General features: G+C 70.1%; 13 protein-coding genes. 7 read left to right on the top strand and 6 right to left on the bottom strand.

The genetic code is table 11. The annotated features are described in order from the left end of the window. The first annotated feature begins 12 nt into the window (after positions 1 to 12). Positions 13 to 318 carry a DUF4190 domain-containing protein gene (locus tag ACGFNP_RS06080; protein ID WP_358326857.1) on the top strand — a complete coding sequence of 102 codons (306 nt, stop codon included), beginning with the start codon at positions 13 to 15 and terminating at the stop codon, positions 316 to 318. On the opposite strand, the gene ACGFNP_RS06075 is transcribed toward ACGFNP_RS06080, so the two are convergent. Beyond that, positions 253 to 951: a TetR/AcrR family transcriptional regulator gene (locus tag ACGFNP_RS06075; RefSeq protein ID WP_358326859.1), complete on the bottom strand. Its 699-nt coding sequence runs from the start codon at positions 949 to 951 to the stop codon at positions 253 to 255. The genes ACGFNP_RS06080 and ACGFNP_RS06075 overlap by 66 nt on opposite strands. A gap of 67 nt (positions 952 to 1018) precedes the next feature. Between ACGFNP_RS06075 and ACGFNP_RS06070 the strand changes: the two genes are divergently transcribed. Then, positions 1019 to 1759 carry an ABC transporter ATP-binding protein gene (locus ACGFNP_RS06070; RefSeq protein WP_393315382.1) on the top strand — a complete coding sequence of 247 codons (741 nt, stop codon included), beginning with the start codon at positions 1019 to 1021 and terminating at the stop codon, positions 1757 to 1759. After that, on the top strand, positions 1759 to 2484 hold the full coding sequence (locus tag ACGFNP_RS06065; RefSeq protein WP_393315379.1) for an ABC transporter permease: 726 nt from the start codon (positions 1759 to 1761) through the stop codon (positions 2482 to 2484). Before ACGFNP_RS06070 ends, ACGFNP_RS06065 begins: the two co-directional genes overlap by 1 nt. A 55-nt stretch (positions 2485 to 2539) precedes the next feature. On the opposite strand, the gene ACGFNP_RS06060 is transcribed toward ACGFNP_RS06065, so the two are convergent. After that, a complete protein-coding gene (locus tag ACGFNP_RS06060; RefSeq protein ID WP_358326865.1) occupies positions 2540 to 3904 on the bottom strand; it encodes a S8 family serine peptidase in 1365 nt (454 codons plus the stop codon). Positions 3905 to 4087: 183 nt separating this feature from the next. On the opposite strand from ACGFNP_RS06060, the gene ACGFNP_RS06055 reads away from it, so the two are divergent. Further along, complete coding sequence (locus tag ACGFNP_RS06055; RefSeq protein WP_358326867.1) at positions 4088 to 6124, top strand: spermidine synthase; 2037 nt, start codon at positions 4088 to 4090, stop codon at positions 6122 to 6124. Positions 6125 to 6130: 6 nt separating this feature from the next. Here ACGFNP_RS06055 and ACGFNP_RS06050 read toward each other — a convergent pair whose 3' ends face one another. Next, the gene (locus tag ACGFNP_RS06050; RefSeq protein ID WP_393315376.1) at positions 6131 to 7027 is read right to left on the bottom strand and encodes a MurR/RpiR family transcriptional regulator; all 897 of its coding nucleotides are present in this window, start codon (positions 7025 to 7027) and stop codon (positions 6131 to 6133) included. Between the two features lie 143 nt (positions 7028 to 7170). Here ACGFNP_RS06050 and ACGFNP_RS06045 point away from each other — a divergent pair, with 143 nt between their 5' ends. Genes ACGFNP_RS06045 through ACGFNP_RS06035 form a run of 3 tightly spaced genes read left to right on the top strand, consistent with a single transcriptional unit; the run spans position 7171 to position 10218 of the window. Next, a complete protein-coding gene (locus ACGFNP_RS06045) occupies positions 7171 to 8562 on the top strand; it encodes an MFS transporter (protein WP_393315373.1) in 1392 nt (463 codons plus the stop codon). Then, complete coding sequence (locus ACGFNP_RS06040) at positions 8559 to 8996, top strand: GAF domain-containing protein (protein ID WP_393315370.1); 438 nt, start codon at positions 8559 to 8561, stop codon at positions 8994 to 8996. The genes ACGFNP_RS06045 and ACGFNP_RS06040 overlap by 4 nt, the downstream gene beginning before the upstream one ends. After that, positions 8983 to 10218, top strand: a complete 1236-nt coding sequence (locus ACGFNP_RS06035) for an amidohydrolase family protein (RefSeq protein ID WP_393315367.1) — start codon at positions 8983 to 8985, stop codon at positions 10216 to 10218. Before ACGFNP_RS06040 ends, ACGFNP_RS06035 begins: the two co-directional genes overlap by 14 nt. A 17-nt stretch (positions 10219 to 10235) precedes the next feature. Here the strand turns inward: ACGFNP_RS06035 and ACGFNP_RS06030 are convergent, their stop codons facing one another. From ACGFNP_RS06030 to ACGFNP_RS06020, 3 genes are read right to left on the bottom strand one after another with little or no spacing between them, the layout of a single operon-like run. Then, positions 10236 to 11048: a carbohydrate ABC transporter permease gene (locus ACGFNP_RS06030; protein ID WP_358326876.1), complete on the bottom strand. Its 813-nt coding sequence runs from the start codon at positions 11046 to 11048 to the stop codon at positions 10236 to 10238. Then, complete coding sequence (locus tag ACGFNP_RS06025) at positions 11045 to 11965, bottom strand: sugar ABC transporter permease (RefSeq protein ID WP_358326878.1); 921 nt, start codon at positions 11963 to 11965, stop codon at positions 11045 to 11047. Before ACGFNP_RS06025 ends, ACGFNP_RS06030 begins: the two co-directional genes overlap by 4 nt. Positions 11966 to 11973: 8 nt before the next feature. Beyond that, entirely contained in the window at positions 11974 to 13278 is a 1305-nt protein-coding gene (locus ACGFNP_RS06020) for an extracellular solute-binding protein (protein ID WP_393315359.1), read from the bottom strand. Between the last annotated feature and the right edge of the window lie 142 nt (positions 13279 to 13420).

The following is a 13420-nucleotide window of genomic DNA, read 5'->3' as shown; positions in this document are numbered from 1 at the left end:
GGGCGAGCACTGATGTCCTATCCCAACTACGGTCCCTCCTATTACGGGCCGCCACCTCAGACGCACCCCAACGGCACCTCGATCCTGGTGATGGGCATCCTCAGCCTGGTCATCTGCTCGATCCTCGGTCCGTTCGCCTGGTCGATGGGCAACAAGGCGCTGCGCGAGATCGACGCCAGCGGCTACGTCTACGAGAACCGCGGCATGGTGCAGGCCGGACGCGTCTGCGGCATCGTCAGCACCTGCCTGTTCCTAGGGACGCTCGGCTTCATCGTGCTCTTCGGCGGCTTCGCCCTCCTGAGCAGTCTCAGCCACTAGCGATCGGCGGCCGTAGCCGCCGATCCCCGACTCCAGCAGGTCGAACGCCCCCGCCGCCTGCGCGCGCACGTCCGTCCAGATCTCCGGCCACTGCTCGCCCGCCATCTTGCGCCGTATCGCGTGCCGGGCCAGCAGTCGCGTCGTGCTCAGGATCTGGTCAGCCACGAGCTGCGGAGTGAGGTCGTCGGGCCCGGCGCCGGTCTCCTCAGCGATGACGGCCGCCAGGTTGGCGCCGGACAGGTGCTCCACCTCGCGCATCCTGGCGATCAGCGCCGGGCTCTCCTCGACCACCCGGCCGAACACCTCGGCGCCCTCGCCCATCCCGTACCGCCAGTCGCCGGTCTCCAGCGCGTCGATGAAGTCGCGCCGGAAGGCGGCCACGATGCTCTCGCCGGGCCGCCGCTCGCGCACCACCCTGCTCGACAGGTCCACCACCTCGTTCTGCCGGTCGGCGAACAGGTCCTCCTTGGTGCCGAAGTAGTTGAACACCGTGTTGACCGACACGTCGGCGGCCCGCGCCACCTGCGCGACGGTGACGTTGTCGAACCCGTGGATCATGAACAGCCCCATCGCCACGTCGGCGATGCGCTGCCTGGTCTCACGCTTCTTCCGCTCGCGCAGCCCCTCTTCCATGCCTCTATGCTACCAATATTGCAGTCACACCAAAATTGTGGCTACTCTATTTTTGGAGGCGATGAAAATGATCAGAACCGCAGGTCTGAGCAAGACCTTCGAAGGCGGCGTCGAGGCCGTCAAAGGCGTGGACATCTCGGTGGGGCCAGGTGAGATCGTCGGCTTCCTCGGCCCGAACGGCGCCGGCAAGACCACGACCATGCGCATGCTGACCACACTGCTCCGGCCCACGTCGGGCACCGCCACGGTGGCGGGCCATGACCTGGCGGCCGACGCCCGCGAGGTGCGGCGCCGCATCGGCTACGTGTCGCAGGGCGGCGGGATCAACCCGGCCGCGCCGCTGGGCGAGGAACTCGAACTCCAGGCCATGCTGTACGGCCTGCCCCGCGCCGAGGCCAGAGCCCGGGTGATCGAGGTGCTGGCCCAGCTCGACCTGGAGGGCCTGGAGGCGCGGCCGGGGGCCGCCCTGTCAGGCGGTCAGCGCCGCCGCTTCGACATCGCGTTCGCCCTGCCGCACCGGCCTGCGCTGCTCTTCCTGGACGAGCCCACGACCGGGCTCGACCCGCAGAGCCGGGCCAACCTGTGGGACCACATCCGGGCGCTGCGCGCCGAGCACGGCGTGACGGTCTTCCTGACCACGCACTACCTCGACGAGGCCGACGCCCTGTGCGACCGGCTGCTGATCATCGACCACGGCCGCATCGTGGCCGAGGGCACCCCGGCCGAGCTCAAGACCGGCGGGCGCACGCTCGACGACGTGTTCCTGGACATCACCGGCAGGTCCCTGCGCGAGGAGGCGGGCGTCTGATGCTGCGCGACACCTGTCTGCTGTTCCACCACCATCTCCGCATCACGCTGCGGCAGAAGGTCAGCCTCATTTTCGGGGTCATCCAGCCGCTGCTCTTCCTCGTCCTGTTCGGGCCGATCTTCGCCACGATCGGCACCTGGGAGACGCTGGTGCCCGGCCTGATCGTCCAGCTCGGCCTGATGAGCACGGGCATGGCCGGGTTCGGGGTGGTCTTCGAGAAACGCTCGGGCGTGCTCGAGCGGATGCGCGTCACCCCGGCCAGCCGCCTGGCCCTGCTGCTCGGCCGGGTGCTCAACAACGCGGTCACGCTCATCCTTCAGACCGTGCTGCTGGTCGCGGTCGGCTACGCCTTCGGTCTGCGCGCCCCGGCCGCCGGGGTGCTGGCCGGACTCGTCCTGGTGATCGTGCTCGGGCTCAGCCTGGCGGCGTTGTCGTACGCGATCGCGCTGACGCTCGACGACCAGCTCTTCGCGCCGGTGATGAGCACCGTGGTGGTGCCGCTGGTCCTGCTGTCGGGCGCGTTCCTGCCGATGTCGATGGCGCCCGGCTGGCTGGACGCGCTCTCGCACCTCAGCCCGTTCCGCTACGTCCTGGAGGCGCTGCGCGAGCTGTTCGCCGGGCGCTACACCACCGGCACGGTCGGCCTCGGCGTCGCGGTGACCGTGGTCTTCGCCCTGGTCAGCATCACGATCGGGACGCGGGTGTTCAACCGGGAGAACGCCTGAGGCGCCGGCGGCGGGCGCGGCCACGGCCGTGCTCGCCGCCACACGTGTCGATCCGCTAAGCGTCAGGACACGCCCGGGCCCGGCGCTGGAGCGCGGCGATGATCCCGGCGGTGTCGACGATCCCGTAGCCGTAGTCGTAGTCGAACCCCACCTCGCTGCGGTCCTCGCCCGTACGGCGGAGCAGGGCGCGCAGCTGCGCGGGCCGCAGCCGCGAGGCCGGCCAGAGCGTACGGATCGCCGCGACCAGCCCGGCGGCGACCGGGGTCGCGGCCGACGTGCCCGAGTCGGCCTCGGCATCGCCGAACGCCTTGGACCCGGAGAAGTGGGTGTAGGCGCAGATGTCGGGCTTGCGGGCGGTCAGCCGTCCCGGTCCCTGCGAGGAGTAGCCGACCCGTTTGCCGCTCACGTCGACGCCGCCGATCGACAGGACCCGGGGATGTGAGTTCGCGCCGGCGATCGGCCGGTTCGGGTAGGCGCACCGGCCGTCCCTGCACTCGCGCCCGCAGTTGCCCGCCGCGAACAGCACGTCGGCGCCCGCGTTGTCGAGGCTGGCGACCATCAGGTTGAACGGGTGCGCCGCGTTGTCCGAATAATTGCCCGGATGGCCGACGGGGAAGTCCCATTCAGGGGAGAACGACCCCCACGAGCTGTTGATCACCAGCGCTCTCGACGCCTCGGGCTGCATGGCGAGCACGATGCGCAGGTGCGCGAACGCGGCCACGGCGTCGGACAGCAGCCCGTCGAGCGCCGTGCCCCCCGGACGGGTGGAGCGCAGCACCGGGATGTCGATCAGCGACGCCTGCGGCGCGCCGATGAGGGTGTCGAAGGCGCACATCGTGCCGTGGTCGACCTCGAACTCGCCCGGCCGGCCGTCGACGCCCGAGGGGTTCCAGCTCCGCTGGGCGTCGAGCGTGACGCCCCGGCCGAGCTGACGGGCGACGTGGGCGGCGTTGATGCCGGTGTCGAGCACGGCCAGGGTCACCCCCGTGCCGTCGAGTCCCTCGGCGTGCAGCCCGGGGACGTTGAGCAGCCGTTCGACGTCATGCCAGTCGCCGAACGGCGCGTCGCCGCCGCAGGTGAGCGAGGACTCGACGACCGGATCGGAGTAGACGCCGACGACGTCGGGCCGGAGGGTGGGCAGGAGGGCCACGCGGGTCGTCAGCTCGTCGTCCGAGATCGTGCCGCGGACCAGCACCGAGGCGTCCTCGGCGGCCAGGGAGAAGTCCAGCGGCTGGTTGAGCGACAGCGGGTCGCCGCCGGCCGCGGGGACGGGCCGGGGCAGCGCCACGGGCGTGAAGGCGGTGTCGAGCTCGACTCCGGGCAGGCCGTCCGCGACGTCGGCAGTGGTGGCGGTCTGGCCGGGATCGGCGACGGCCGTGACCAGATCGGGGGAGGGGCGCAGCTGGATCAGAACGCGCATGGGGCACCACCGGGATGTTCGGAGGGAATTGAACCTCCCAAGATTCCTTCATCTGTCCGGGCGTGTCCAGCACATCTCATAGGCTTTGACCTGCTGAAATGCCGTAAAAAGGGCCAAGGGGACGATATTCATTCCCGTCGTCAGGCTTCCTTGATCCCCGTTCGTTCACTAGCGTGAGGCGGCATGACGCTCCAGGCACAGAAGACGGTCGCAGGCGAGGACGGTGGCCACTGGCTGGCGGTACGACCGAGGCTCATTCTCGCCAGCGCGTTCATGCTCTTCCTGGAGCTGGCGCTGATCCGGTGGACCGGATCGAACATCGTGCATCTCAGCTATTTCACGAATTTCGTGCTGCTCGGCTCGTTCCTCGGCATCGGCCTGGGGTTCCTGCGCGTGGGGCGGGCGCGGCGGCAGCCGTACTATTCGCCGGTCATCCTGTTCGGCCTGGTCTTCGTCGTGCTGACCTTCCCCGTGACCGTCGACCGCAACACCGAGGGCGTCCTGTACTGGACCAGCCTGTCGACCACGGGACCGCCCGCGTGGCTGATCCTGCCGGTGATCTTCGGCGCGGCCGCGCTCGTGCTCATGGGCCCGGCCGAGCTGGTCGGGCGCTGCTTTCCCGAGCTGCCCCGCCTGGAGGCCTACCGCTATGACCTGATCGGCAGCCTCTCGGGGATCGCGCTCTTCACCGCGCTGTCGTTCCTGAGCGCGCCGCCGGTGTTCTGGGGGCTGGTCGCGGCCATCGCCTACGGGGTGCTGCTGGTGCCCCGGCCGCGGGTCATCTACCTCGGGCTCGTCACCGTGCCGTCGCTGGCGGTCGTGGGGCTGCTGCTGGCCGAGACGCTGACCGCCGGGGCGTTCTGGTCGCCCTACTACAAGGTCACCTACAAGCAGTTCCTGCAGCTCGGCGTGCCCGTCACCGACATCTCCGTGAACGGCATCCCGCACCAGCAGGCCGTGCCCGCCGCCGCCCGGCTGCAGTGGGAGCGCCAGTACGGCCTGCCGTACGAGCGGGCGAGCACGCCGCCCAAGAACGTGCTCATCGTCGGCGCGGGCAGCGGCACGGACGTGGCGATCGCCCTGTCCAAGGGCGCCGCCCACGTCGACGCCGTCGAGATCGACCCCAAGCTCCGCGAACTGGGCGGCTCCCTGCATCCCGACCGGCCCTACGACGACCCCCGGGTGACCACCCACGTCACCGACGGCCGCGCCTTCCTGGAACGCACCGGCGACAAGTACGATCTGATCCTGTTCGCCCTGCCCGACTCGCTCACGCTCGTGTCCGGGGCCAGCTCGCTGCGGCTGGAGAGCTACCTGTTCACCGAGGAGGCCATGCGGGCCGCCCGCGCGCATCTGAAGCCCACCGGGACCTTCTCGATGTACAACTACTACCGCGAGAGCTGGCTCGTCGACCGGCTCGCCTCGACCGTGCAGAGCGCCTTCGGGCACAAGCCGTGCGTCGACGTGGTCAGCACGGCGGGCCAGCAGGCCGTGATCACGGCGGGCGCGACGCCGTCCGCGCAGCGGTGCGCGGGGGAGTGGGCGGGCGCCGCGGCCGGCACCCCGCCGCCGACCGGCGACGACCGGCCGTTCCTCTACCTGAAGGACGGCGACATCCCGTCGCTCTACCTCATCACGCTCGGCCTGATCCTCGCGGTCAGCCTGATCGCCGTCCGCGTCGTCGCCGGCCCCTACCGGCGGATGCGCCCGTACGCCGACCTGTTCCTGCTCGGGGTGGCGTTCCTGCTGCTGGAGACCAAGAGCGTGACGGGCTTCGCGCTGCTGTTCGGCACGACGTGGGTGGTCAACGCGATCGTGTTCGCCGGGGTGCTGGTCGCCGTGCTGGCCGCGGTCGAGATCACCCGCCGCTTCCGCACCCCGCCGCTGCCGGTCATGTACGCGGTGCTGTTCGGCGGGCTGCTGCTGGCCTGGCTGGTGCCCAACACCTGGCTGCTGTCACTGCCGCTCCCGCTGCGGGCGGTGGCGGCGGTGACGGTGGCGTTCCTGCCGATCTTCGCGGCGAACGTGGTCTTCGCCAAACGGTTCTCGGACTCGGCGGACGCCACGACGTCCTTCGGCGCGAACCTGCTGGGGGCCATGGTGGGCGGCTGCCTGGAGTACCTGGCGCTGGTGATCGGCTACAAGGGCCTGCTCATCGTGGCCGCCGTGCTGTACCTGGGCGCCTTCCTGCTGCTGCCGCGCAAGGCGGCGGTGACGTAACGGCGGTCAGCCGGGTTCGTCGCCGGGGGCGGGCGGGGCGGGGCGCCGGTGCAGCAGGCCGAACTTCGACCACATGCCCTCGGCCTTCTCGATGGACGCGCTCGTCCGGGCCGGATCCACGGTGGCGAGCTGCGTGACCAGCGCCTGCGCGACGGCCATGCCGGCGGTCAGTGACGGGAAGAACGCCACCCCCTCGGCCGGGACCATCACCACCACCTCGGCCGGGTTCGCCAGGGCGGGGACGGCCACGTCCGTCAAGGCGAAGACACGGGCGCCGCGGGCCCGCGCCTCGTTGGCCGCCAGCACGGTGCTCTCGTACAGCCGCCAGAAGCTGATGGCGATCAGCACGTCACCCGGGCCGATCGCCGCGACGGAGTTCGCGAGCTCGGCGTCGCCTCCGGTGATCGCCGCGACGGGGTAGCCGGCCAGGCGGGCGTTGTGCGCGAGCGCGATGCCGACCGCCGCGTAGCTGCCGTCCGCGACGATCACCGTGCGCCCCGCGGCGGCGACGGCCTCGGCGATGGTACGGAGCGCCTCCTCGTCCAGGCGCCTGCTGAGCTGCGCGAGGCTGTCCAGGTCGTGCCGGAGCGATCGGGAGCTGGGCGAGCCCTCGCCGCTGTGCTCGGCCGCGACCTGGGGCGCGCTCAGCGAGGACAGGTAGCGGGCGCGCAGCTCCTGCTGGAGCGCCGGCCACCCGGCGAAGCCCAGCGCCTGCGCGGTGCGGGTCACGGTCGCCACGTTCACGCCCGCGAGCTGGGCCAGCTCCGCGGCCGAGCCGAACGACGCCCGGCGCGGCTGCGACAGGAGCATCCTCAGCACCGCGGCCGCCTTGGGGCGCAGCCCGCGCTCGGGCGCCCGCTCGCGCAGCCAGTCCTGGAAGCCGTCGGCGGCCTGCTCTGTCACGTGTTCCTCTCCCATGGCTGGCAGACATGCTACGCGGGTGCGACCGGAAGAATGTGCAAAGAACATTGCAATTTTGGTGATTTGCACTATACGTTGCCAGGCAATCGTTCTGCAGGGCTGTGACCTTGGGAAGGTGCGTTGGCATGACCTTGTTGGCCCGTCTGGACAGGCTCCCCCTGAGCCGTCCGCACTATCTCCTGCTTCTCATCGGCGGACTCGGCTACACCTTCGACGGCATGGACTCCGCCGTGGTCGCCTTCCTGCTGCCCAGCGCCCGGACCGAGTGGGGCCTCGACCCCGGCCAGCTCGGGCTGATCGGGTCCGCGACCCCGTTCGGGTTCCTGTTCGGCGCGATCATCGCGGGCATGCTCGGCGACCGCATCGGCCGCAAGAAGGTCATGATGTACGCGCTGGCCTTCTACGCGGTCTTCTCCGTGGTCGCCGCGTTCGCGCCGAACTACGAGGCGTTCCTGGGCGCCAGGGTCCTGGCCGGGGCGGGGGCCGGTGCCGAGAGCGCGATCATCGCGCCGTTCCTGTCCGAGTTCGTGCCCGCCAAGCGGCGCGGCTGGTTCATCGGCGCGCTGGCCGGGTTCTTCTCCTTCGGCTTCGTCATGGCCGCGCTGATCGGCCGCTTCGTGGTGCCCACGATGGACGACGGCTGGCGGATCGCGCAGCTGATCACCGCGCTGCCGATCGTGATGCTGCTGTGGTGGCGGCGCTCGCTGCCCGAATCGCCGCGCTTCCTGCTCCAGCGGGGTCGCCACGCGGAGGCCGAGGCGGTGGTCGTCGATCTCGAACGCCGCGTCGAGCGGGCCACCGGCCAGGTCCTCCCGCCCGTGCCCGAAGGCACCGCGCAGCCCGCGACGGCCACGCCGAAGGTGAACCTGCTCAGCGCGCTGCGGTTCCTGTGGAGCCCGGCCATGGCCAAGCGGACCGCCGTCATCTGGCTGATCTGGTTCGTGATCACGTTCTCCTTCTACGGATTCTTCTCCTGGATCCCGACCCTGCTCGTGGATCGCGGCATCACGGTGACGAAGAGCTTCGAGTTCTCGATCATCATCTATCTGGCGCAGATCCCCGGCTACTTCTCCGCCGCCTGGCTGCTGGAGCGGCTGGACCGCAAGAACACCATCGCGCTCTACCTCACGGGCGCGGCGATCAGCGCGCTCTGGCTGTCCCAGGTGGACACGCCGGTCGCCATCACGACCGCGGGCGCGGTGCTGTCCTTCTTCCTCAACGGGACGTACGCGGGCGTCTACTCCTACACGCCGGAGATGTTCCCGACCTGGATCCGGGCCACCGGCACCGGCCTGTCCAGCGCGTTCGGCCGCGTCGGCAGCATCCTCGCGCCCACGATCATCGGCCTGACGGCCGCGAGCTGGGGATTCGCCGGGGTGTTCGGTCTCACCACGGCCGTGCTGGTGACCGGCGTGATCTGCGTGGTCGTCTTCGGCCTGGCCACGGCCGGGCGGTCGCTGGAGGACCTGACCGAGCGGGGCGATCCCGCCGACACCGCGGGGGAGATGGCGAAATGACCGGTCTGGCGGAGCTGGAGGAGAAGGTCCGGGAGTCGCTGGGCGTGCGGCTGTTCACGGTCCTGGCCTGGATCCCGGAGCGGCAGGCGCTGCGCCGCGTGCACAGCAGCGATCCCGCGCGCTATCCCGTGGGCGGGGAGAAGACCGTCGAGGTCGCCCGCGGCTGGCTGGCCCGCTGCATCGAGGCGGGGGAGCCGTTCTTCGGCCCGGACCGGGCCGCCGTGCGGGAGGTGTTCGCCGACCACGAGCTGATCGAGAGCCTCGGGTGCGGGGCCATCATCAACGTGCCCGTGGTGGCGGGGGAGAAGGTACTCGGGGTACTGAACATCCTGGACGCCGAGGGGCGCTACGACGAGGAGTCGGTCGTCGTCGCCCAGTCCCTGGCCCCGCTCGCGGTGCCGGCCCTGCGCGCCGCCGTCCATGAAGCCGAATGAAAGGAACCAAGTGAGTCTGCTGCTGCGTAACGCCCTGATCCTCGACGTGGTCACCGGCGAGTACGCCGAAGGTGACCTGCGCTGTGCAGAGGGCCGCGTCGTCGAGGCCGGGCCCGGGCTGACCGGGCCCGCGGACGGGCGGGTGATCGACGTGGGCGGCAATGTCGTCGTTCCTGGGCTGATCGACGCGCACGTGCACGTCACCGCCTCGACCGCCGACCTGGGCAGCCTGTCCACCATGTCGCCCTCGTACGTCGCCGCGCACAGCGCCCGCCTGATGGGGCAGATGCTGGACCGCGGCTTCACCACGGTCCGCGACGCCTCCGGAGCGGACTACGGGCTGTGCGACGCCCAGGAGGAGGGGCTGATCCGCGGGCCGCGGCTGCTGTTCTGCGGCAAGGCGCTGAGCCAGACCGGCGGCCACGGCGACCAGCGCGGACGCGGCCAGAACGGGCGCGACGACCACCCCTGCTGCGCCGGTGTCGGCCGGGTCGCCGACGGCGTGGACGCCGTGCGCGCCGCCGCGCGTGACGAGCTGCGCAAGGGCGCCCACCACATCAAGGTCATGGCCTCCGGCGGCGTCGCCTCGCCCACGGACCGCGTCGACTCCACCCAATACTCCATGGACGAGCTCCGCGCGATCGTCGAGGAGGCCGAGGCCGCCAACCGCTACGTCGCCGCGCACGCCTACACGGCCCGCGCGATCAACCGCGCCCTGGAGGCAGGGGTACGGTCGATCGAGCACGGCAACCTGCTCGACGACCGCAGCGTGGAGCTGTTCCTGCGGCACGACGCCTACCTGGTGCCCACGCTGGTGACGTACTGGGCGCTAAAGGAGGAGGGCCGGAGCTTCGGCCTGTCGGAGCCGAACTGGCGGAAGGTCGACGCGGTGCTCGGCGCCGGGCTCCAGGCGCTGGAGCGGGCCGCCCGAGCCGGCGTGCGGCTGGCCTACGGCAGCGACCTCCTGGGCGGCATGCAGCGGCACCAGAACCAGGAGTTCCGGCTGCGCGGCGAGGTGCAGCGGCCGATCGACGTGCTGCGCGCCGCCACGGTCAACGCGGCCGACCTGGTCGGGCTGGCCGGCGAGATCGGCACGCTCGCGGTGGGCGCGCGGGCGGACCTGCTCGTGCTCGACGGCGACCCCCTGCGGGACCTCGGGGTGCTCGCCGAGCCCAAGCACATCCGCCACGTCGTCCAGGGCGGCCAGGTCGTCTCCGGCTGAGTTCATTTCGCGAAGGCTCAGCCCTTCAGTCCGCTGGAGAAGCCCTTGATCACGTAGCGCTGCAGCAGCAGGAAGATCACCACGATCGGCAGCGCTCCGAGCACCAGCCCGGCGAAGACGAGACCGTGGTCGGAGACGTACTGGCCGACGAAGGCGAAGACGCTCACCGGCACGGTCTCGAACCCCGATCCGCCCAGGTAGAGCAGGGGGGTGAAGAAGTCGTTCCAGATGAAGACGGCGTTGAGGATCAGCACCGTGCCGGTGATCGGCCGCAGCAGCGGGAAGACGACCCGGGTGAACGCGGTCAGATGCGAGGCGCCGTCGATCTGGGCGGCGTGGGCGTAGTCCCGGGGCAGCGCGCGGATGAACCCGGTGTAGAGGAACACCGTGAACGGGAGCTGGATCCCCGTGTAGAACAGGATCATCCCCGCGTGCGTGCCGATCAGCCCCAGGTCGGTCACCATCTGGTAGAGCGGGATCATCCCGAGCTGGAAGGGCAGCACGATGCCGAGCAGGAACAGCACGTACATCCCGTAGCCGAGCCGGCTCTTGGCCCTGGCCAGGTAGTAGGCGGCGAAGGAGCCGAGGGCGATCAGCGCGACCAGGCTGACCGCGGTGATCACGGTGCTGTTCATCAGGGACGGGCCGAGCGCGGCGGCCGACCACGCCTTGGTGAAGTTGGCCGTCGTGGGCGGGGCGGGCAGCGCCAGCGGTGTCTGGGAGATCTGCGCCGGGTCCTTCAGCGACAGCGTGATCAGCGCGTACACCGGGAAGAGGAACGCCACCGCCACCAGGATCATGACGATTTCCAGCAGGAACGTCCGCCTCATTGGGCCACCTCCCGGCCGCGCAGGTAGTAGACCTGCACGAGCGACACCGCGGCCACGAACAGGGCGAGCACCAGGGCGATCGCCGTGCTGTAGCCGAACTTGCCGAACACGAACGCCTGCTTGTACAGCACGGTCGACAGCGTCTCGGTGGCGTAGCCGGGGCCGCCGTTGGTCGCCGCGAAGATCTGGTCGAACAGCTTGAGACCGCCGATCGTGGAGAGCATCAGGTTGATCGTCAGGGCCGGGGCGAGCAGCGGCCAGGTGACGTACCTGAAGCGTTGCAGCGTTCCCGCGCCGTCGATCATCGCCGCCTCGTGCAGCTCGCGCGGCACGCCCTCGAGCCCGGCCAGGAAGATGACCATCGAGTAGCCGGCGTACTGCCACACGACCGTGGCCGCGATCGACCACAGCGCGAGCGACGGGTCGCCCAGCCAGTCGACCTGCAGGCCGAGCAGCCCGTTGAGCCCGGCGGACGGGTCGGGGTTGTAGATGTACTTCCACAGGAAGGCCACCATGACCGGGCTGACGACGACCGGCGCGAAGAAGACCACCCGCAGCAGCGCCCTGCTCTTCAGCTTGGCGTGCACGCCGAGCGCGAGCAGCAGCCCCACGCCGTTCTGCACGACCACGATCGCCACGGTCAGCAGCAGCGTGTTGCCGATCGAGTCCATGGCCTGGTCGTCGTGCAGGAGCTTCTGGAAGTTCGCCAGCCCGACGAACGACTTGTCCGCGCCGATGCCACTCCAGTCGGTGAAGGCGTAGAGCATGCCCGCCAGGCTCGGGTAGAGCACGACGGCGGCGTACACCACCAGGGCGGGCGCCGCGAACAGCCACGAGGGCGAGAGCGAGGCGAACCGCCGCCGCGACCTCCCGGCCGCGGCGGTGTGTCGTCCGACAGGCGTCGCTGTCGTGGTCATCTGCCGGGTCATTTGGCGTAGGCCTCGTCCATCTTCTGCAACGCCTCGTCGATCTTGATCTTGCCGGCGAGCAGGTCCTGGATAACCGCGAAGTGGACCGGCTGCACCTCGGCGTTCGGCCAGCGCTGGTCCATGAACGGCACCGCCTTGTCCTTGGTGAAGGGCAGGAACGACTGCACCGCGGGGTCGATGCTGGAGGAGGCGTCCTGGGTGAGCGGGATGGCCGCGATCGCCTTGGCCCAGCGGTTGATGTTCTCCTGCTTGCCGAGGAAGTCGATGAACGCCTTGGCCTCGGCCAGGTTCTTGCCCTTGGCGGCGGCGCCGAGGCCGACCACCACGCCGGCCGGGATCCACACCTGGGCCGCGTCGTCCGCGCCGGGGACCGGGAACATCGACAGGTCGTCGGGGCTGGCCGCCGCCTTGCGGAAGTCCGGCAGCACCGCGGACACCTGGATGGCCATGCCCGCCTTGCCGGTGGCCACCATCGAGATCTGCTGCTCGAAGGTGGTGCCGTTCGGCTTGTCGTTGAAGAAGCCGCGCTTCTGCAGCTCCAGGTACATCTCCATCGCGTCGCGCCAGCCGGACTTGGCGAAGCTGGTCTGGCCCGCGGCCTGCTTGTCGTCGAAGGTGGGGTCCTTGGCGTACACGGTCGAGGGGACGAGGGCGTACGTGATGAGCTGGGTGACCCACGGCGTCTGCGCGCCCAGCGCGATCGGCGCCTTGCCGGCCTTCTTCAGCTTGTCGCAGACCGCCAGGAACTCCGTCCAGGTGGTCGGCGGCGCGTCGACGCCCGCCTCCTGGAACACCTTCTTGTTGTAGATCGCGCCGATGACCGAGGAGCCGGCCGAGTAGATGTAGGTCTTGCCGTCCTTCTGGAAGGCGGGCTTGAAACCGGTCGGGATCGTCTGGGTCCACGCCTGGTCGGACAGGTCGGCCAGCAGCCCGGCCCCGGCGATCTGGTCCATCGACATCGCGCTGCCGCTGCCCGGGTAGACCACGTGCAGGTCGGGCGAGTTGCCCGCGCCGAGCTGGGTGCGCACCGAGGTCTGCACCTGGTCGGTAGGGGCGAACGAGGTGGCCAGCGTCACGCCGGGCTTGGCCTGCTTGTAGGCCGCCACCAGCTCGTCCATCGGCGCCTTCTGGTCGGCCACACCGACGAATCTCAGCTCGATGGCGGACGCCTGCCCTTGACCGGTGGAGGCGGTGGTCTGCGGCTTGGTCGAACACGCGGTCGCCGCGGCGGCGACCGCGAGACCACCCATCATGCGGAAGAACTGGACGCGGCTCATCCTGGCATCGCGCAGCTCGGTCATGCTCTGTCTCCTCGGTCTAACTCGAAATGGGGGGTCCCCCGAGGGCACCCGGCGGGGCAGATCTGATCGCCGGACTCGAATGCGAACGTTTTAATAACGGACGTCGTGAAGTACGTTATATCTAACGTTAAATCGTGTGAAG

This window comes from Nonomuraea sp. NPDC049269 (genome assembly GCF_043197155.1).
In the GTDB taxonomy this organism is placed as follows: domain Bacteria; phylum Actinomycetota; class Actinomycetes; order Streptosporangiales; family Streptosporangiaceae; genus Nonomuraea.
The sequence above is the reverse complement of the archived record's forward strand: the minus strand, read 5'-3'. Positions and strand labels throughout refer to the sequence as shown.

What these genes read in the sequence shown, in the direction of transcription:
- ACGFNP_RS06080 (WP_358326857.1), top strand. Translation starts at nt 13, where the DNA reads ATGTCCTATCCCAACTACGGTCCCTCCTATTACGGGCCGCCACCTCAG.
- ACGFNP_RS06075 (WP_358326859.1), bottom strand. Translation starts at nt 951, where the DNA reads ATGGAAGAGGGGCTGCGCGAGCGGAAGAAGCGTGAGACCAGGCAGCGC.
- ACGFNP_RS06070 (WP_393315382.1), top strand. Translation starts at nt 1,019, where the DNA reads ATGATCAGAACCGCAGGTCTGAGCAAGACCTTCGAAGGCGGCGTCGAG.
- ACGFNP_RS06065 (WP_393315379.1), top strand. Translation starts at nt 1,759, where the DNA reads ATGCTGCGCGACACCTGTCTGCTGTTCCACCACCATCTCCGCATCACG.
- ACGFNP_RS06060 (WP_358326865.1), bottom strand. Translation starts at nt 3,904, where the DNA reads ATGCGCGTTCTGATCCAGCTGCGCCCCTCCCCCGATCTGGTCACGGCC.
- ACGFNP_RS06055 (WP_358326867.1), top strand. Translation starts at nt 4,088, where the DNA reads ATGACGCTCCAGGCACAGAAGACGGTCGCAGGCGAGGACGGTGGCCAC.
- ACGFNP_RS06045 (WP_393315373.1), top strand. Translation starts at nt 7,171, where the DNA reads ATGACCTTGTTGGCCCGTCTGGACAGGCTCCCCCTGAGCCGTCCGCAC.
- ACGFNP_RS06040 (WP_393315370.1), top strand. Translation starts at nt 8,559, where the DNA reads ATGACCGGTCTGGCGGAGCTGGAGGAGAAGGTCCGGGAGTCGCTGGGC.
- ACGFNP_RS06035 (WP_393315367.1), top strand. Translation starts at nt 8,983, where the DNA reads ATGAAGCCGAATGAAAGGAACCAAGTGAGTCTGCTGCTGCGTAACGCC.
- ACGFNP_RS06030 (WP_358326876.1), bottom strand. Translation starts at nt 11,048, where the DNA reads ATGAGGCGGACGTTCCTGCTGGAAATCGTCATGATCCTGGTGGCGGTG.
- ACGFNP_RS06025 (WP_358326878.1), bottom strand. Translation starts at nt 11,965, where the DNA reads ATGACCACGACAGCGACGCCTGTCGGACGACACACCGCCGCGGCCGGG.
- ACGFNP_RS06020 (WP_393315359.1), bottom strand. Translation starts at nt 13,278, where the DNA reads ATGACCGAGCTGCGCGATGCCAGGATGAGCCGCGTCCAGTTCTTCCGC.